Here is a 17,567-nt window from a genome sequence, read left to right as displayed (position 1 = left end):
GGTGCTGATCCTCAAAATTGGGGAGAGCCCCGCCGCTTTTTGAAACAGCGGGGCCGCTATTTCACTCGGCAGGCTCGACATAGCCGCCGAAGGCAGGCTCTTTTTCCTTGCCCGGCATCAACACGGCCCAGACGAACATCAGGGCCGAGACCAGCACGACGGCGCCGGAGCCGAGGCGCACCCAGTAGAACAGCGCCAACTGGTCCTGGACAGCCATGTAGCTTTCGCCGAGCACGCGCTGAAGATGCACCTGCAGGACACCGGCAAAGGTGAGCGCAAAGGTCATCACCGACATCGCCGTGCACATCATCCAGAAGCTCGCGATCGACAGCCACTGGTTATAGGGTTGGCGGCCGCGCATTTCCGGGATGGCATAGGCCATGATCGCAAGGTTGAGCATGACGTAGGCGCCGAAGAACGCGAGGTGTCCGTGGGCTGCCGTCACCTGCGTGCCGTGGGTGTAGTAGTTGATCGAGGACAGTGTGTGTAGGAAGCCCCAGACGCCGGCACCGAAGAAGGCCATGACCGAGCAGCCGATCGACCACAGAAGAGCTGCCTTGTTCGGATGCTTGCGACCGGCCTTCCAGGTCATCACGAAGGTGAAGATGACCATGGTGAAGAAGGGTGCGACTTCAAGGGTCGAGAAGAGCGACCCAATCCACTGCCAGTAGCCTGGCGCGCCGATCCAATAGTAGTGATGGCCCGTGCCGAGAATGCCGGAGAACAGCGCCAGCCCGATGATGACATAGAGCCACTTCTCGACCACTTCGCGATCGATGCCGTTGAGCTTGATCATCAGGAAGGCGAGCACCGAGGCCATGATCAGCTCCCATACGCCTTCGACCCAGAGGTGGACGACATACCACCAGTACATCTTGTCGAGTGCCAGATTCGTTGGGTTGTAGAAGGCGAAGAGGAAGAAGATCGCCACACCCCACAGCCCAAAAATCAGGATGTTGGTGACGACGGTCTTGCGGCCCTTCAGCGACGTCATGGTGACGTTGAACAGCAACATCAGGGCGACGATGACGATTCCGACCTTGATGATGAAGGGTTGTTCGAGGAACTCGCGGCCCTCATGAATGCCCAAGAGGTAACCGACGACAGCGGCGGCGGCGGCAATGAGGAAGATCCAGAACTGCACGATGGCCAGCTTTGGGCTGTAGAGCTCCGTCTCCGCCTCTTCCGGCAGCAGATAATAGGTGGCGCCCATGAAGCCCATCAGCAACCAGACGATCAGGGCGTTGGTGTGGATCATGCGCACGATGTTGAAGGGGAGTAGCTCGGAGAGCGTATTGGGCAGCACGTAGATCGTACCCGCGACGACCCCGAACAGGACTTGGGCGATAAAGAGGCCGAGCGCACCGTAAAAATACAGCATCGCGACCTTCTGGCTTTGATATTTCATTTTGTGTCTCCTTGGGTCACGAAGGGCTCAGCCAGCCTCGTTCGGCGGCCAGTTCTGCGTCTTGATTTTGCTGGTCCATTCGAGGAAGTCTGCGAGATCGTTGATCTCTTCGTCGGTCAGATTGAATTGCGGCATCTGGCGGCGACCTTCGACACCAGAGGGCTGTGCCGCCATCCAAGAGCGAAGCGTCTCGCGTGCACCGTCGCGATCGTCCTGGCCACCCCAGCGGGTCCAGACATTGCCGAGTTCGGGCGCGAAGTAGGCGCCTTCACCCAAGATCGAGTGGCAGTTGATACAGGCGTTCTTTTCCCAGATATGCTTGCCGCGCGCGACGCTGTCGGTCAGCGTCGCTTCATCTGTTGAAGTAGTGCGGATGTAGTAATGGCTGTGGGCGGTGAGCCCCACGAAGATCGCAAAAAAGAATATGGAGCCGCCATAGAAGACGTTGCGCGCTCCGGTCTTGGTCAGGCGCTCTGCCATGCCCTTGTCCTTCCGTCTGCCAGGCTTGAAAGGCCCGACCTGGTTTCCCCGCCTCGAAGGCTTCGGCGATCCCCTCGCCGGCTCTGCGGGATGTTCTTTTCATAGAGAGTGATCGGAGTTGTTCTTTGCGCTTTGGCAAGCAACGACGCGAATGTTCAGCCCAAAAGAAGGACCACCAGCGACCGAGACAGGGCGGCGATCAGAATGATGCTCAACCAGCATATGAGCGCAATCCGCATGGGATGATGTCCGCCCCTGAGTTCGAGGAAGTCGAGCACCACAAGCCGTCCCTTGGCAAAGGCAATCGCAAGAACGGCGGCAATCGGTACGATCGTTGGACCGGCGAGCGCCGTAACAATCGCGCCACCAATTGCGAAGGTCATCAGCATGGCGAGCACACCCACCAAATCCTCGTGCTGTCTGCGGGTCATGAGAAGCCTCACGCAAGATAGAGAATGGGAAAGATGACCAACCAGACGAGGTCGATCACATGCCAGAGTGTGGCGATCAGGACCAGGTTTTCCCGTGCCGGGCGCCAGGCGACAAGAAGAAGAGCAATAGCGCCGAAAAAGACATGCAGCAGATGGAAGCCGGTAATGATGAAATAGAGCTCGAAGAAGGTGTCGAGCGTTGCATCCTGAGCGTAGCGAACCTCACCCCAGTATTCGAAGAGCTTGACCGCCACGAAGCAGAAGCCGAGCAGGGCTGCAATCGTCAACGGCCGTTTCACCGCCTCAAGATCAAGCCGACTTCGCATCGCCACGGCGACAAAGTACCCACTGACCAGCAGGATAAGCGTGTTCGCGCCGGCGATCCCCGGCCTTAAATGCAGACGCGCCAGTTCGAAGGCCTGGGCATCAAAGGTCGACACGACGAGGAAGCCAAGGATCAGGATGCCGAAAGCGATCAGCTCGCTCCACACCAGTATCCAGAGCAGCAGGTGGTCGTCCTTTGCCTCGTCCTGGAGGCTCGTTTGCATAGCCATGGTCAGATCTCCCGTTGGTCGGGATCGATTCTAAAGAAAAATCCGAAGCGCTCTTTGTGGGAGCGCAAAGAAGACTGACGAAAGACAAGGCAGAGTGCTTCCTGAACAGAAGGAAACGACTGAAATGACGGATGCACAAATCGGCCTTGTCGTTGCGACACCTGTCATCGTGGGCTTTGCCCTGATGCTGAAACGCATGGGGGTGCTCCAGGGCGGGGGCACTCTAGCCGCCGTTCTGACTTCGCTTGCGATCGGCGTCATCCTGTTCATCGGCCAATAAGGGAAAAACCATGGAAACGACTGGATCCAGCCTGACGGCCTCCGAGGTCAGGGCGCTTGAGAACAAGCACCGCGATCTTCTCATTCTCTGCTTGAAGCTGGAGGAATTGGCCGCGGACTTTGACACGGGTGAGATTCCACGTGGTATCCAGAAGGTTGCCAAGCACATCGAACCGTTGGTCGCAGCCGCCCACACTCTGGAAGAGCAAAAGTTCTACCCCGACCTCGAGCTGCATGCCGGCTCCTGCTTCGGCTCTCTTCTTCTCGATCAGGTCAAGTCCGAACATCGCGTCGACCGTCGCGCGGCCCGTGAGCTATCTCTCACTTTGGCCGCTGTCGCTCGCAAACGATGCAGACTGAGCCTGGAAACGGTGGCCCATATGGTTCGCGGTTTTCAGGAAGCTGTCCGGCGCCATATCACTACGGAGCAGATGCTGCTGCAGCAGCTTCTAAACGTGGAACCCGAAACGCAGGTGTTCCCAAAATGAACCAGATCGTTCTTGCGCTTGTAGCCTTCTTGTTGTTGCATTCGGTGCCTGCCTTACCAACCATCCGGGGAAGGCTAACCGCAGCGCTTGGATTACGGCTCTACCTTCTAGTCTATTCGACAACATCCGTAGCACTCCTGATATGGGTCCTGCATGCCGCCTGGAACACCGAGTATGTAGAGATCTGGCGGCCGGATTCCCGGAGCATCCTCGCCAATCTCGTGTTGTCGCCACTCGGGCTCTTTCTGGTCACGGCAGGCCTAATCAGTCCCAATCCCGCATCTATCAGCTTCATGACAGGCACTACACCTGGCGCGATTACAACTCTCACCCGCCATCCGGTCTTGTGGGGATTTTTCCTCTGGTCTCTCGGCCACCTCGCAGCAAACGGTGATACCAGATCGCTCCTTGTCTTCGGTGGCCTCGGTCTGTTTTCTGCTGTCGGTATCCTTGTCGCGGAAAAGCGCGCGAGACGCAGGATTGGAGAAGACTGGTTACCAGTCGAGAGATCAACATCCATATTTCCGTTGATCGCCCTGCTCTCCGGACGCGCCAAGCTGCGTCTGGATGGACATCTGGTAGCCGGGCTCGCCGTGACGCTGCTTGTCACACTTTGGCTGCTCGCGGGAGGCCATGCCGCCCTGTTTGGCGCAGACCCGATTCTCGCGCTCGACATCTGAGAACGATTCCAGCCGGTAATTCCACACGCTACTTGCTCTACGTCAAACATCCGCGCGCGGACGGCTATAACATGAGTAGATAAATCAATTTTCGGAGAGCGGGATGCCCAACACCCTGAAACAGGTCAGCAAGGCGAATATCATTGAGGCAGACGCGGCAGGCTATGCAACAACCCGTCGTACTTTATGCGCTGGCATCGCAGCGGCCCTTGCCCTTCCCTTCCTCAACACACGGGCACGCTCTTCCTCCCTCGACCACCTCGTCCTCTTCGGCCCCCCTGCCGGACCATCGATCACGCTGGCCTATGCGGTTGGTAAAGGCCTGCTGCGCAACGTCGCAGGTAAGGTGGAGTTTAGGGTCTGGCGCACGCCCGATGAAATGCGGGCGGGCCTGTCGTCCGGATCCATGAGAGCCGTAGTCATGCCGACAACGGCGGCGGCAAATCTCCATACGCGCGGTCTTGGCCTGAAACTGGCCAGCGTAATGACCAATGGCCTTCTCTATATGGTATCGCGCAACGATAAGATCGCGGCTTTCGCCGATCTCGAAGGTCAAAGCGTAACCGTGCCATTTCCCAATGACACGCCGGAACTTGTCTTCGATGCGGCGCTTGCCCACCATCGAATGACCGGCAAGGTCAAGGTAGAGCGGGCCGGCACGCCAATCGAAGCCGTTCAGATGCTGCTCGCAGGGCGTATCGACACGGCGCTACTACCCGAACCGGCAGTCTCTGCCGCCATCTTCAAGGCCAGTACAGGTGGTCAGGCGCTTCACCGCGTCATCGACATGCAGAAGGAATGGGGTATGGTCACCGCAAGTACGCCGGTCATGCCCCAGGCAGGTCTCGCCCTGACGCAAAACTTCCTGGACGATCATCCGGAACAGGCGACCGCGCTTCTTGCGGGACTTGCACGGGCAGCAGTCGAAGTGAACGCCAATCCGGCAGCGGCTGCGAGCCAAGCCGCGTCGGCACTTGAACTCCCATGGCCTGTGCTGGAGGCGTCGATCCCCTATTCGAACCTCGTCGCCATTGCCGCGCGTGATGCGCACGGACCGATCGAGACCCTGCTCAAAGCCGTGGCAGAGAGGCATCCCGAGATGGTGGGCGGTCGCATGCCGGACGCGTCACTTTATCTATAGGGCTGGATCATCATGGGCCTAGCTTATCGTGCGGGAAGGGTGGCGCGCTTCCTCTGGTCCGGCTGGGCGGGTTTCAGCGGCCTTGCCGTCTTTGCAGCCGTTTGGCAGCTCGGAGCCGAAGCCTATGGCAGCTTCGTGTTGCCAGCACCGGCCGAGACGATCCAGACCCTGTTCAAGCTAGCAGCAGACCCCGACAATCAGATGTTGGTGGTGTCGACGAGCCTGAGGGCGCTCGCCGGCTTTTCACTCGCCGCCGTGTTTGGGGCGATGGCAGGCGTGGTGGCCGGATACCATCCGGCGATCATGAGGCTTGCGCGTCCGCAGGTAACCTTGCTGATCGGCGTCCCCCCAATTGCCTGGATCGTCCTTCTGATGATCTGGTTCGGCATGGGGGCCGGAACTGTCATTGCCACCGCGGCTATCGCCGCCTCGCCGCTTGTCTTTGTTGGTGCAGCCGAAGGCATCCAGACACGAGACCGGGGATTGGAAGAGATGGCCCGTATGGCCGGCCTGTCGTGGCTGGCCCGCCTGTTTCAGATATCCCTACGGCAAATGCTGCACTCCCTATTCCCTTCTTTGGTAATGGCCCTCGGCACGGCCTTCAAGGCAGCCGTCATGGCCGAGTTGCTGGCTAATGCCGGCGGTATAGGAGGCGCGCTCGCCAATGCCCGTTCCGCACTCGATGTGGAAGCAGCTCTTGCGTGGATCCTCCTGTCGGTCATTGCGCTGATCAGTGTCGAATATGGAATTGTTCAGCCACTGCGCGCCGAAGCCGAGGCATGGCGGGAAGCCGCCCAACCCTGGGGCGTACGCCGATGACCCTCCTTCAGCTCAAAGCCGTGGGGCACGTCTATCTCGGCCGCCCCGTTCTCGAACAGGTCACTCTGCAGGTCAGCCAGGGGGAAATGGTCGCGCTGGTCGGACCGTCCGGTTGCGGCAAGAGCACGCTTGCCCAGATCGCCGCCGGGCTGATTATCCCCCGCCACGGCCAAGTCGAGCGAGGCTATGCGCGCTGCGCTTTCGTCTTTCAGGAACCGCGCCTCCTCCCATGGGCGACGGTCGAAGCCAACGTGGCACTCGGCCTATCTGGCCTCCCCGTGGCGCGGTCCGAGCGAAGGGCAAGAATTGCAGCGGCCTGTGATCGCGTATCGCTGGAAGAGAGCGACTGGCAAAAGTTTCCATCGCAGTTGTCGGGTGGCATGCGCCAGCGCACGGCGCTTGCCCGTGCTCTCGTCGCCGACCCCGATTTCCTCTACTTCGACGAGCCCTTCACCGCACTCGATGCCGCCTTGCGAAGGCGGATGCAGGATCTCGTCGTCGCCACGGCCTCAGACAGCGGCAAGGGCGGGCTCTTCATCACCCATGACATCCATGAAGCGCTGCGGATCTGCCACCGGATCGCGGTTCTCGACCGCTACGGCCACGGAATTCTCGACTGCGTCTCTGTTCCCGAGACACCAGGGCATCGCAGTGAGGAAATGATTTTCGAGACGGCACGAAGGCTCATTTCCGATCATCCGCTGTTTGCCGTCGTGGACGAACATGACGAGCGGAGGCTGGCATGAGTGTGCTTCCAGCCATACGCATGCTTCCCTCGGCCGATCTTGCCAGGGCCATGTCCGCCGAAGGCCTCAGACTGATGTTTCCCCTTGCCGCCTTGCATGCAGCACTGTGGCCGTTTCTTTGGGTCGTGGTTTGGTCTCTCGATCTACCTTTTGCCGTTTCCTCCCTTCCCCGCCACTGGCACGCCCAGGAAATGCTGGTCGGCTCCTTCGGAGGCGCGCTTTTTGGCTTCCTGACCTCTGCCCTACCGGAATGGACGGACACGCAACGCCTCAGTGGACGCCCCCTGTTCTTGGCTGCAGGTCTTTGGGCCGGTGCCCGCTTGCTGGGCTTCTTCGCCGTCGAGAACGGATGGCTGCTTGGCATCGTGTTCGATCAGGCGTGGATGCTGTTCCTGCTCGCCTATGCGCTACGCCTGTCCTGGATCAAGAAAAGCACCGGTCTCCTGGGTTTCATCCTGTTCGTCACCACCTTTGCGGCGGCTGCGGCTCTACTGCGGATCGCGATTGCCTTGGAAGCCTACGACCTGTCGGACCGCGCAATCAGAATTCTTGGGCTCTCGCTTCTAGGCCTGCTGGGTCTCGCCCTTGCCCGCATCACCGTCCCAGTGACCAATCTGATCCTTGATCCGACGGAAAAGACCTCGCCCTACAGACCGCATCCGGGCCGGATCCATCTCTCAGCGGGGTTGACCATGCTGGTGATCGTGGCAGAGGCGGCCACGCTCTCGGACGCCGTGCGCGGCTATTTGATGTTGGCTGCCGGTGCAGCCTTTCTCGATCGGGTCGCCGAGGGGTTTGTGGGGCGCGAAGGCTTTTCCTTCGAACTTGGCGGTCTTTGGCTGTCGAGTGCGCTGGCTGGCACCGGCCTTCTTGTCTGCGGACTTTCCCTGATTGGCCTGGACCTGCCGTGGCTGGGCGCACTGCATCTGGCATTAATGGGGGGCTTGGGTCTCGGCGTCCTGCAGGTTCTCTCGATTGCAGGCCTGCTGCATACCGGTCAACCGCTGCTTTTTTCGAAGACAACCCGGATGGCGATCCTGCTTCTGGTCCTGTCGGTTCTTTTGCGGATCCTCTCGGAGTTCGCGCCGTCGCTCACCCTGCCCTTCAGCGCTTACGGTTTCTCCTCTGCGCTGTTTTCGCTTTCCTTCCTCCTCTGGGCCAAGGCCTATATTCCTCTGCTCTGGTCGCCGGCAACGGTGGATCAGGAAAGGTGCTGACATGACCACAATTCCCGGCCCCTCCATCCCGCAGCGTCTTCTGTCTGGCGGGTTCCGTCTGTTCTTCCCGGGCAGCGCGCTTTTGGCCGCCGTCTCAATCGCTATCTGGGTCCCGTGGTTCCTCGGCTTCATGCATGTTCCGACCCTCTTGCCCCCGGTTGCCTGGCACCAGCACGAGCTTCTCTTCGGCTTTGTCCCGGCCGTGATAGCAGGGTTTCTTCTCACCGCCGTGCCGAACTGGACCGGCAGGCCCGGTTTGAAGGGCATGCCACTTCTGGCACTGTTTCTTCTCTGGATCGCCGGGCGGCTTGCCATCAGTCTCTCTGAATGGACGGGCATGCTCGGCGCGACACTCGTTGCGCTGGCCTTCCTGCCAGTGCTCGCCATCTTCGTTCTGAAAGAACTTGTCGCTGCCTCGAACCGACGCAACTACAAGATCGTCGCAGTGCTCGCGCTCCTGAGCGCCGCTCAGATGCTTTTCCATTACGAGATCGAGCGCTATGGACGCGTCGAGATGGCCGACCGTCTGGCCCTGGCCGCGATCCTAATCCTCATCTCCCTAGTCGCAGGGCGCATCATTCCGGCATTTACCGGCAACTGGCTGAAGGCGAACAATCCGGGACGGCTGCCCCAGAATTTCGCCCCTTTCGATCTCGCCGTCATGATCCTTGGAAGCTTTTCACTGGCGATGTGGATCGCTGTCGGCGGCGGTTTTGAAAGCCTCCGGTTTCCCACGGGGCTGCTGATGCTTGTCGCCAGCCTTGCTCATCTCGTGCGACAGGCAAGATGGTGCCCCGAGCGCACGCTCAGGGAGCCCCTCGTGACGATCCTGCATGTCGGCTATCTCTTCATTCCCTTAGGCTTTTTGCTGACCGGCCTGTCAATGCTGTTGGACCACTCCGGCTTCGCTTCGGCAGGCATCCATGCCTGGACGACAGGTGGGGTCGGGGTCGTGACGCTGGCGGTGATGACCCGCGCCACGAGAGGCCATACGGGCCAGGCTTTGACGTCCCCGCACTCGACAACCTGGCTCATCTATGCACCAATCATCCTCTCGGCACTGCTGAGGATCCTGGTCGCAATTTGGCCGCAGCACACCATGCTGCTATTGCCGATCGCAGGTCTTGCCTGGATCGTGGCATTCTTGGGTTACGTGGTCTTTTACATGCCGTTGATAGCGCGAAAGGGATAGGAGGAGCCATGAGCGCCCTCACCCTCTCCACTCCGGTATCAAGGGTGCGTCCGTCAACCCGAGCAGATCCACGGCACGAGCCGCAATATGAGCGACGAGATCCTCCACGCTCGCTGGATTGCGGTAGAAAGAGGGGACCGGCGGCATCACCACGGCCCCCATCTCGGTCACCGCCACCATGTTGCGCAGGTGCCCGAGGTGAAGCGGCGTTTCGCGGGCAAGGAGAACCAGCCTGCGACGCTCTTTGAGCTGCACATCGGCGGCGCGAATGAGAAGATTGTCTGTGATCCCGGTCGAGATCGCTGCAAGAGACCGCATCGAACAAGGGGCGACGATCATACCGGCCGTGCGGAACGATCCGCTGGCAATCGATGCACCGATATCGCTTTCCGCATGGAAATGAGCGGCGAGCCCGATTAGCCGCCCCAGCGCCTCGTTGCCCGCCTCATATGCGATTGTCCGGCGCGCTGCTGACGTGACGACGAGATGCAGTTCAACATCATCCATGGCCGCCAGGAGCCGGCCGACCTGAAGACCGATCGCCGCCCCCGAAGCACCGGACATGCCGAGAATGACACGCCTCATCATGGCTCACCTTCCCTTGTCTTGAGGGATCCAAGTCCAAGTTCGCGCCAGATCGCATCAACGCGCGCCGAGACCTCCGGCGTCATTTGCAGCACGCGGCCCCATTCCCGATCGGTTTCTGCGCCAAGCTTGTTGGTGGCATCGAGACCGAGCTTTCCACCGAGCCCAGGCTTGGGAGAGGCAAAATCGAGGTAGTCGATGGGTGTGTTATCCACCACCACCAGATCGCGGGAGGCGTCGAACCGCGTGGAAAGCGCCCAGATGACATCGCTCCAGTTTCTGACGTCAACATCGGCATCGACCACGATGATGAGCTTGGTATAGCTGAATTGCGGCAGCATCGACCAAAGCCCGAGCATGATCCGACGCGCTTGCCCTGGATAGCGCTTGTCGATCGAGACGACGATCGCCCGGTAGGAGCAGGCTTCTGGAGGCAGATAGAGATCAATGATCTCGGGAAACTGGCGCTTGACGATGGGAAGGAAGAGGGCATTCATCGCTTCTCCAAGCACCGAAGGCTCGTCTGGTGGACGGCCGGTGAAGGTCGAGAGGTAAACAGGATCCTGCCGCATCGTCATCGCCCTCAAGGTCATGACGGGAAACGGCTCGACGGAATTGTAGTAGCCCGTGTGGTCGCCATAGGGACCCTCAAGTGCAGTGTCCGCGATCGAAACGGTCCCCTCCAGAACGATTTCTGCAGTGGCTGGAATATCAAGGGGCTGGGTGAGCGCCCGCACCACATGGGCGCGCTTTCCTCTGAGCACACCGGCGAACGAAAGCTCGCTCATTGTCTCCGGCAGCGGCATGACGGCGGAGAGGATTGTTTGTGGATCAGCGCCGATCACGACCGCAATGGGCATATCCTGCCCCACCGCCTGCCACTGCCGGAAGTGTTTTGCAGCACCACGATGGGCAAGCCAGCGCGTGATCAATCGCTTGCGATCCAGCGCTTGCAGCCGGTAGACGCCGACATTGACATCCCTGGGGTCGGAGGGCGATGCGGTGACGACAAGCCCCCAGGTGATCAGCGGTGCCGGTTCGCCGGGCCAGCACCACTGGATCGGCAGTCGGTTGAGATCAACGGCCTCGTCTTCAAACACGATATCCTGGCATTCGGCGTGAGAGACCCTGCGGCATCCCAGCGCCATGGCGGAGCGAAGCACAGGCAGTTTCTTCAGGGCATCCCGGAGCGACGCCGGCGGCCTCGGTTCGCGCAATTCGGCCAGAAGGTCCGCGAGATCGCCGATCTTGCCGACAGGGATGCCATAGCCAAGTTCGATCCGCTCGCGCGTGCCGAACAGATTGGCAAGCAGCGGTATCTCTGACACTGCACCGTCCGACCGGACCGGGCGCTCAAAGAGCAAGGCCGGGCCTCCCTCTGCCAGGACGCGCCTGTGGATTTCGGTTACCTCATGAACAAGGCTCACCGGCTGCGCGACGCGGAGAAGCCGTCCCTGCCTTTCCAGTTCGGTCATGAAAGCTTGAAGACCGTCGTAGCGACGAGGCGGTGCGTTCTGTGTCATGCGGACCGCTATGACCTGTGAATTCGGTTGCGTCTTTGCGCTGGAGCAATCTGGATTGTCGGCCGTTCCCATAGGTTTGCGCCGGTTCAAACCACTCAAATTGGCGCAATGCAGATAACATCCATTCTGGCTCTCCCGCTGAAAGCCGTGCCGCTCATGCCGCTCGTATCAATTGAGCTCGTGGCAAGTCGCCTCTTCAAGCTCCTGCTCCTAGCTCATGGCGATATGTTCGAGCGCCTTGGCACATACAAAAGCTGCCGCTTTTCGTTTGCCCCGACTGATCTGCCCCTCGTCTTCCTGATCGAACCCGACCTGCCTCGTCTCAAGGTGGTGCGCAAAGACGAGACCTTCACGGCGGATGCAGGTGTCGAGGCCCCGCTGGTCATGCTGCTGGCGCTCCTTGAGGGGCGCTGCGATGCCGATGCGCTGTTCTTTTCCCGCGACCTGAAGGTGATCGGGGACATGGAGGCCATGCTTGCGATGAGAAACGCACTCGATGACTGCGATATCGACCTTCCGCGTGATCTCGCGCGGATCGGGGGACCGGCCGCCCCCATCGTTCACAGGCTGGCCGTGGAAATCCGAAGCCGGTCGCTGAGGGAGATCCAGTGATGGAACTGATCTGTCCGGCGGGAACGCCAGCCGCCTTTCGTGAAGCCGTCGATGCAGGCGCTGATGCGGTCTATTGCGGCTTCCGCGACGAGACCAATGCCCGCAATTTCCCCGGCCTCAATTTCAGCCGGGACGAACTGCACGACGCAATTGTCTATGCCCGCAAGAAAGGCTGCATGACATTTGTCGCCCTCAACACCTTCATGCGGGCTGGCGACGAAGAGATCTGGTATAGCGCGGCGGCCGACGCGGTAAGGCTCGGTGCCGATGCGCTGATCCTGGCCGATTTCGGCCTCATGGCCCATGTCCGGGAACACTATCCAGAGCAGCGCTTGCATGTCTCGGTTCAGGCGTCTGCTTCCAATCCCGAAGCCATCAATTTTCTCGTCGAAGCCTTCGACGCAAAACGGGTCGTCTTGCCGAGAACGCTGACGATCGGCGACATTGCCCGCATTGGTCGCAAGGTCAAATGCGAGATCGAGGTCTTTGTTTTCGGCGGGCTTTGCGTCATGGCCGAGGGACGCTGCTCGCTCTCCTCCTACGCCACCGGCAAATCGCCTAATATGAACGGCGTCTGCTCCCCGGCGAGCCATGTGCGGTACAGACAGGACGGCTCCGACATGGTGTCGGAGCTCGGCACTTATACGATCAACCGGTTCAGCCATGGGGAGGCCGCCGGCTATCCCACACTGTGCAAGGGACGCTTCGACATCGGCGATGCCCTTGGCTACGCCTTCGAAGACCCCGTGTCCCTCGACGTCATGGGCGAAATCGAAGCCTTGAAGGATGCCGGCGTCTCCGCCTTGAAAATCGAAGGACGCCAGCGCGGCAAAGCCTATGTGGCCGAAGTCGTGTCAACGCTGCGCCAAGTGCTCGCAACCGCCCCCTCGGGACGTGGCCCATTGTTGACCCGGCTGAGGGCGCTGAGCGAAGGGCAGAAGACCACGGTCGGCGCCTATGAGAAGCGCTGGAGATAAGCATGACTGAACTGACACTGGGCCCTGTATACTATCTCTGGGACGGCCCGAAATGGCGGGATTTCTATTATCAGATCGCAGACGAAGCGCCCGTGGATCACATTATCCTCGGCGAGACTGTCTGCTCCAAACGGCAGCATTTCATCGAGCCATACTTGGCAGACGTGGTGGAGCGCCTGGAACGGGCGGGAAAGTCGGTGGCCTTTTCCTCGCTGGCGCTAATCACCTTGGAGCGAGAAAGTCGGATCGTGAATGAGCTGATCGAGACGTCGGACTACCCCATCGAGGTAAACGACCTCTCCGCCATCGGCCTGATCAAGGGCCGCCAACACCTCGTCGGCCCCTTGGTCAATGTCTATAATGGCCCAACCGCGCGCTTGCTGGCACAGCGCGGGGCAGACCGTATCTGTCTTCCGCCGGAACTTCCCTTTAGCTCGATCGCCAGGATCGCCGCCGACGCGCCGGATGTGGCTCTCGAAGTGATGGTATTCGGTCGCATGCCGCTTGCCATATCGGCCCGCTGCGCCCATGCCCGTTCCAAGGGCAGGATCAAGGACAACTGCCAGTTCGTCTGTGGCGAGGAGCCGGACGGCCTGTCAATCAGGACACTCGATCGCCAGTCATTCCTGGTGCTCAATGGCGTGCAGACAATGTCGCATACGTGCCAACTCCTGCTCAGCGAACTGAAGGACTTGCAAGAGGCCGGGGTCAATGCCTTCCGTCTCTCACCACAGGACTGCGACATGGCGCGCATCGCCGCCATCTTCCAGGAAACGCTGTCGGGCAGCATGGAACCCCAAGAGGCCATCGAACTGATCGGGCATACTTATCCCAAAGCCAAGTTCTCCAACGGCTTTCATCACGGGCGAGAGGGAGCTGGCTGGGTATCGCGGGCGAAAAGCAATGCCCATGCGCCATAACGGGCGAGGGAGTGCAAGCACATCTTGTTTGCGAAAGCGCAACGACCAGATAGGCGTTCCTCACCATAGTCGGCACCACAGCGATCACGCATTGAAGCGCAAAGCAAGGTGAACTCGATGGAACTTGACGCAAGCCAGACGGTCGGAAAGATTGCGACCTCCCTCCCCGGTGCAGCCGCACTTTTCCGCAGTCACGGCATCAGTTTCTGCTGCGGTGGCTCAGATAGCATCGAGGTTGCGGCTGAAGCCGCAGGACTCTCGCCGGAAACCCTGGTGGACGAATTGCAGGGCCTTGTCGACGCCGCCTCGACAGAAGCACCGGATGGAACTGCCGATCTGATCAAGCACCTCAGAACACGCTACCACGACACCCACCGCGCAGAACTCATCTCGCTGATCCCGCTTGCGGCAAAGGTCGAGCGGGTGCATGGCGACCACCCCGATGCACCGATCGGCCTGGCAAATCTGCTCGAGCGCATCCAGAGCGACCTACACAGCCACATGCATCGCGAGGAGCTCATGCTCTTCCCGCTCATGGAACGCGGCGACCATCAAGCTCTGACGAGACCCATCGAACAGATGCGCCACGAACATGACGTAGAGGCCGGGCATCTGGCAGAACTCGAGCACGTGACAGGCGGATTTCATCTGCCGGACGGCGCATGCAATTCATGGCATGCGCTTTACGCAGGGGCGAAGAAATTCGCCGACGATCTGGTCCAGCACATGCATCTGGAAAATGAAGTCCTCTTTCCACGCTTTACCGGCGGGACCCTCTAAAACAAATCTATTGAAGATGAGGAATCATGTTGAAGAGCCAGAAGCCGGACCGAGGCATAGACCGCGACAGGTTTGTTCCTCCGGTCGTCTTTAGATCGCGGCGTGAGCGAGTCTGTGACACCGTCTGCGACATGCATGAATGCGTGATCAGTGGCTGCGCCGGACCCGAGACGGTCGCCTATCTCATGGACCGGCTGCTGTCACTTGATCCTCGATACACAGGCGACAGACGATGATCGGCCTCTCCATGCCATCCGCTCAATTGCGCCTGGAGTTTGCGCGTAAATGTGCAGTTCGCGCTTCAAATCCCCACCAAACCTGCATTGGGTTGACGCACGCTGAGGTTTATTTTTTCGACGCTTGGCATCCGTCAAACCGAGCCAGAATGCGTTAGGCAGGTTTTTACCTCATCACATCAATTCTAGCTAAAATTCACATCGTATCATGATGTTACGATATTCGGCATGATGCCCCAGCTCAGGACAGCCTGCAGATGCGCATCACCGACTTTTCAATCAGCAAACGCCTCTGGCTTGCGATCATGATCCCCCTGGTTGCAGCACTCACCCTTGCCTCGATGGAGTTTCTAAGCTCTTGGGGTTCCTACCAGCAGATGCAGACCGTGGTCAAAGTGAGCGAGAACATCGCGGCGATGGGCGAGCTGATCCACGTCCTTCAGGGAGAGCGCGGGCAGAGCGCTGGATACATCGGATCAAAGGGAAGTGCGGACAAGCAGCCGCTTGTGACAGCGCGTCAATCGACGGATGTGGCTCTGGCAAAGTTGCCGGATCTCGCTGATGCCTTGGCGGAATTCGAAAACACAGAGCTCAACCGTCGCTGGAGCTTCGCTCAGGACACATTGAAAAGCCTCGCCGACACCAGGCGATCCATCGACAATCTGTCAATGACCGGAAAACAGTCCTTCGACTTCTATAGCGGCCTAATCGGTGAGCTCTCGGGCCTCGCCTCGGAACTGTCCCTCCAGGGTGTCGGGTCGAGGATCGCGGCCGAAATGATCGCCTATAACCTGCTCATGCAGGCAAAGGAGATCGCAGGCCAGGAACGCGCTACCGGCAACGCCTTCATCACGTCCGGGGATATCGACCCCGAGCGCATTGCTCCCTTTGCCCGCATGGCTGGCGCGCAGAATGTGTTGATCGATAACTTCCTCGCCCTGCAACAGAAGGAACGGCAATCCGCCTACGCTTCGCACCTATCCATTCCAGCGTCGCAGGAGATCGAAACTACAAGGTCGACCTTGATTGGGATGGGTCCAACAGCGGCCAGTGATTTGAGTGCTGATCGCTGGTTTGCAGCCGCTAGTCAGCGCATTGACGCAATGAAGGCTCTGGAAACGGCAAGCCTTGAACGCCTCGGCAGCGAGGCTCGCGCCATCGCCGCAGGCGCATTCACTCGCCTCGGAACGGTTCTGCTCCTTTGTGTCGCTGGAGCAGTTCTGGTCATCGCTTCGTCGATGCTCCTGGCACGCACCATCAGCCATCCACTGAAGGCGCTCGTACTGTCAATGCGCAGATTGGCGGAGGGGCACCTTGAGACAACGGGGCAGTCTGCCGACCGGAAGGACGAAGTCGGAGACATGGTCAAAGCGGTGGAAGTCTTCCGGCTCTCTGCGATCCGCAATCGCGAACTGGAGCTTGAGGCAGAGCGTGCGCGCGAACAGGCCGAACGCGACCGAGTTGACATGCAAATCGCAGCAGAGGCAGAGGCCGAAGCGCGTATGAACAAGGCGACGGGCACGCTTGCCCAGGCCTTGAGGAAACTTGCTGCTGGCGACCTTCTTTGCGAGGTGACCCAGGCTTTCGCGCCGCAGTTCGAAGACCTTCGCCATGACTTCAATCGCTCGGTGGTGCAGTTGCGGCAAGCGCTGGTTGGTGTTGGCCAATCGGTCACGACCGTCACCGGTGGAGCATCCGAAGTTTCTTCAGCATCGGATGACCTGTCGAAGCGCACCGAGCAGCAGGCCGCCTCGCTTGAAGAGACGGCCGCTGCACTGGAACAGATCACAGCAAATGTGACAGCCACGTCCAGACGCTCAGATTTGGCCCGCAGCGTGACGAAGCGCGCACGCGAAAGGGCAAATCGATCAGGTGAAGTGGTACGAAACGCCGTGGCGGCGATGGACAAGATAGAACAGGCATCGAGCCAGATCAGCCAAATTATCGATGTGATCGACCAGATTGCCTTCCAGACAAACCTGCTCGCTCTCAACGCGGGCGTCGAGGCAGCCCGCGCCGGCGAGGCCGGCAAGGGGTTTGCCGTGGTTGCGCAGGAAGTCCGGGAGCTGGCACAACGTTCGGCACAGGCGGCCCGCGAAATCTCGGGACTGATCGGTAATTCTGAACTGGCTGTTCGCCAGGGGGTCGAGCTGGTCTCCGAGACCGGTACCGGACTGGCCGAGATTGACGAGCTGGTGCAGGAAGCAGCAAGCCATGTGGATGCCATCGCCATTGCAGCCCAGGAACAGGCGGTCGGCCTTTCGCAGGTCAATGTGGCGGTGAACCATCTGGATCAATCGACACAACAGAACGCGGCCATGGTGGAAGAGATGAACGCTGCTGGCGCAGCCTTAGCCAGCGAAAGCGCCACTCTTCAGAGCCTGCTTCTTGGCTTCCGTTTGACCTCACCTTCCGACGGCAACATCGTGCCAGGAAGGATGAGGGCCTGAGTCGATGGAGGGATGGACGACACGGCGGTGCGCAGCCGACATTCATGGC

The 17,567-nt window shown here is 59.9% G+C and carries 19 protein-coding genes; 13 read left to right on the top strand and 6 right to left on the bottom strand.

Annotated features, from left to right (window positions below; translation table 11 throughout):
* Window positions 1-61 precede the first annotated feature (61 nt).
* The 4 genes from ACSV9I_RS21170 to ACSV9I_RS21155 form a co-directional block, all read right to left on the bottom strand.
* Complete coding sequence (locus tag ACSV9I_RS21170) at window positions 62-1,408, bottom strand: cbb3-type cytochrome c oxidase subunit I (protein WP_438330718.1); 1,347 nt, start codon at window positions 1,406-1,408, stop codon at window positions 62-64.
* 27 nt (window positions 1,409-1,435) lie between these two features.
* Window positions 1,436-1,888, bottom strand: coding sequence for a c-type cytochrome (locus tag ACSV9I_RS21165; RefSeq protein ID WP_185812283.1), 453 nt, complete (start codon window positions 1,886-1,888; stop codon window positions 1,436-1,438).
* Window positions 1,889-2,043: 155 nt separating this feature from the next.
* Window positions 2,044-2,319, bottom strand: coding sequence for a cytochrome C oxidase subunit IV family protein (locus ACSV9I_RS21160; protein ID WP_054149254.1), 276 nt, complete (start codon window positions 2,317-2,319; stop codon window positions 2,044-2,046).
* 8 nt (window positions 2,320-2,327) lie between these two features.
* Complete coding sequence (locus ACSV9I_RS21155) at window positions 2,328-2,873, bottom strand: cytochrome c oxidase subunit 3 (RefSeq protein ID WP_112241173.1); 546 nt, start codon at window positions 2,871-2,873, stop codon at window positions 2,328-2,330.
* A 124-nt stretch (window positions 2,874-2,997) separates the two neighbouring features.
* Between ACSV9I_RS21155 and ACSV9I_RS21150 the strand changes: the two genes are divergently transcribed.
* The 8 genes from ACSV9I_RS21150 (at window position 2,998) to ACSV9I_RS21115 (ending at window position 9,435) form a co-directional block, all read left to right on the top strand.
* On the top strand, window positions 2,998-3,153 hold the full coding sequence (locus ACSV9I_RS21150; RefSeq protein ID WP_171901537.1) for a hypothetical protein: 156 nt from the start codon (window positions 2,998-3,000) through the stop codon (window positions 3,151-3,153).
* 10 nt (window positions 3,154-3,163) lie between these two features.
* Complete coding sequence (locus ACSV9I_RS21145) at window positions 3,164-3,640, top strand: hemerythrin domain-containing protein (RefSeq protein WP_438330717.1); 477 nt, start codon at window positions 3,164-3,166, stop codon at window positions 3,638-3,640.
* Entirely contained in the window at window positions 3,637-4,320 is a 684-nt protein-coding gene (locus ACSV9I_RS21140) for an NnrU family protein (RefSeq protein ID WP_438330716.1), read from the top strand. Before ACSV9I_RS21145 ends, ACSV9I_RS21140 begins: the two co-directional genes overlap by 4 nt.
* A 103-nt stretch (window positions 4,321-4,423) precedes the next feature.
* Entirely contained in the window at window positions 4,424-5,461 is a 1,038-nt protein-coding gene (locus tag ACSV9I_RS21135; RefSeq protein WP_438330715.1) for an ABC transporter substrate-binding protein, read from the top strand.
* Window positions 5,462-5,473: 12 nt separating this feature from the next.
* Window positions 5,474-6,280 carry an ABC transporter permease gene (locus ACSV9I_RS21130; RefSeq protein ID WP_438330714.1) on the top strand — a complete coding sequence of 269 codons (807 nt, stop codon included), beginning with the start codon at window positions 5,474-5,476 and terminating at the stop codon, window positions 6,278-6,280.
* A complete protein-coding gene (locus tag ACSV9I_RS21125) occupies window positions 6,277-7,026 on the top strand; it encodes an ABC transporter ATP-binding protein (protein WP_438330713.1) in 750 nt (249 codons plus the stop codon). Before ACSV9I_RS21130 ends, ACSV9I_RS21125 begins: the two co-directional genes overlap by 4 nt.
* A complete protein-coding gene (locus ACSV9I_RS21120; RefSeq protein ID WP_438330712.1) occupies window positions 7,023-8,243 on the top strand; it encodes an NnrS family protein in 1,221 nt (406 codons plus the stop codon). Before ACSV9I_RS21125 ends, ACSV9I_RS21120 begins: the two co-directional genes overlap by 4 nt.
* 1 nt (window position 8,244) lies before the next feature.
* Window positions 8,245-9,435, top strand: coding sequence for an NnrS family protein (locus ACSV9I_RS21115; protein ID WP_438330711.1), 1,191 nt, complete (start codon window positions 8,245-8,247; stop codon window positions 9,433-9,435).
* 18 nt (window positions 9,436-9,453) lie between these two features.
* Here the strand turns inward: ACSV9I_RS21115 and ACSV9I_RS21110 are convergent, their stop codons facing one another.
* Together ACSV9I_RS21110 and ACSV9I_RS21105 are read right to left on the bottom strand one after the other, a co-directional pair.
* Window positions 9,454-10,023 carry a UbiX family flavin prenyltransferase gene (locus ACSV9I_RS21110; RefSeq protein WP_110792341.1) on the bottom strand — a complete coding sequence of 190 codons (570 nt, stop codon included), beginning with the start codon at window positions 10,021-10,023 and terminating at the stop codon, window positions 9,454-9,456.
* Window positions 10,020-11,543, bottom strand: a complete 1,524-nt coding sequence (locus tag ACSV9I_RS21105) for a UbiD family decarboxylase (protein WP_110792595.1) — start codon at window positions 11,541-11,543, stop codon at window positions 10,020-10,022. Before ACSV9I_RS21105 ends, ACSV9I_RS21110 begins: the two co-directional genes overlap by 4 nt.
* 108 nt (window positions 11,544-11,651) lie before the next feature.
* On the opposite strand from ACSV9I_RS21105, the gene ubiT reads away from it, so the two are divergent.
* The 5 genes from ubiT to ACSV9I_RS21080 all read left to right on the top strand — a co-directional run bounded on the left by ubiT (window position 11,652) and on the right by ACSV9I_RS21080 (window position 17,518).
* Complete coding sequence (gene ubiT, locus ACSV9I_RS21100) at window positions 11,652-12,155, top strand: ubiquinone anaerobic biosynthesis accessory factor UbiT (RefSeq protein ID WP_054149246.1); 504 nt, start codon at window positions 11,652-11,654, stop codon at window positions 12,153-12,155.
* On the top strand, window positions 12,155-13,132 hold the full coding sequence (ubiU, locus tag ACSV9I_RS21095) for a ubiquinone anaerobic biosynthesis protein UbiU (RefSeq protein ID WP_438330710.1): 978 nt from the start codon (window positions 12,155-12,157) through the stop codon (window positions 13,130-13,132). Before ubiT ends, ubiU begins: the two co-directional genes overlap by 1 nt.
* Before the next feature lie 2 nt (window positions 13,133-13,134).
* Entirely contained in the window at window positions 13,135-14,052 is a 918-nt protein-coding gene (gene ubiV / locus ACSV9I_RS21090; RefSeq protein ID WP_438330709.1) for a ubiquinone anaerobic biosynthesis protein UbiV, read from the top strand.
* Between the two features lie 108 nt (window positions 14,053-14,160).
* Window positions 14,161-14,832 carry an iron-sulfur cluster repair di-iron protein gene (gene ric, locus ACSV9I_RS21085; RefSeq protein WP_438330708.1) on the top strand — a complete coding sequence of 224 codons (672 nt, stop codon included), beginning with the start codon at window positions 14,161-14,163 and terminating at the stop codon, window positions 14,830-14,832.
* Between the two features lie 493 nt (window positions 14,833-15,325).
* Window positions 15,326-17,518: a methyl-accepting chemotaxis protein gene (locus ACSV9I_RS21080; protein ID WP_438330707.1), complete on the top strand. Its 2,193-nt coding sequence runs from the start codon at window positions 15,326-15,328 to the stop codon at window positions 17,516-17,518.
* Window positions 17,519-17,567: the final 49 nt, after the last annotated feature.

It is taken from the genome of Rhizobium sp. G187 (genome assembly GCF_051549525.1).
In the GTDB taxonomy this organism is placed as follows: domain Bacteria; phylum Pseudomonadota; class Alphaproteobacteria; order Rhizobiales; family Rhizobiaceae; genus Allorhizobium.
Note: the sequence above shows the minus strand (reverse complement) of the source record. Positions and strands in the feature narration are given on the sequence as shown.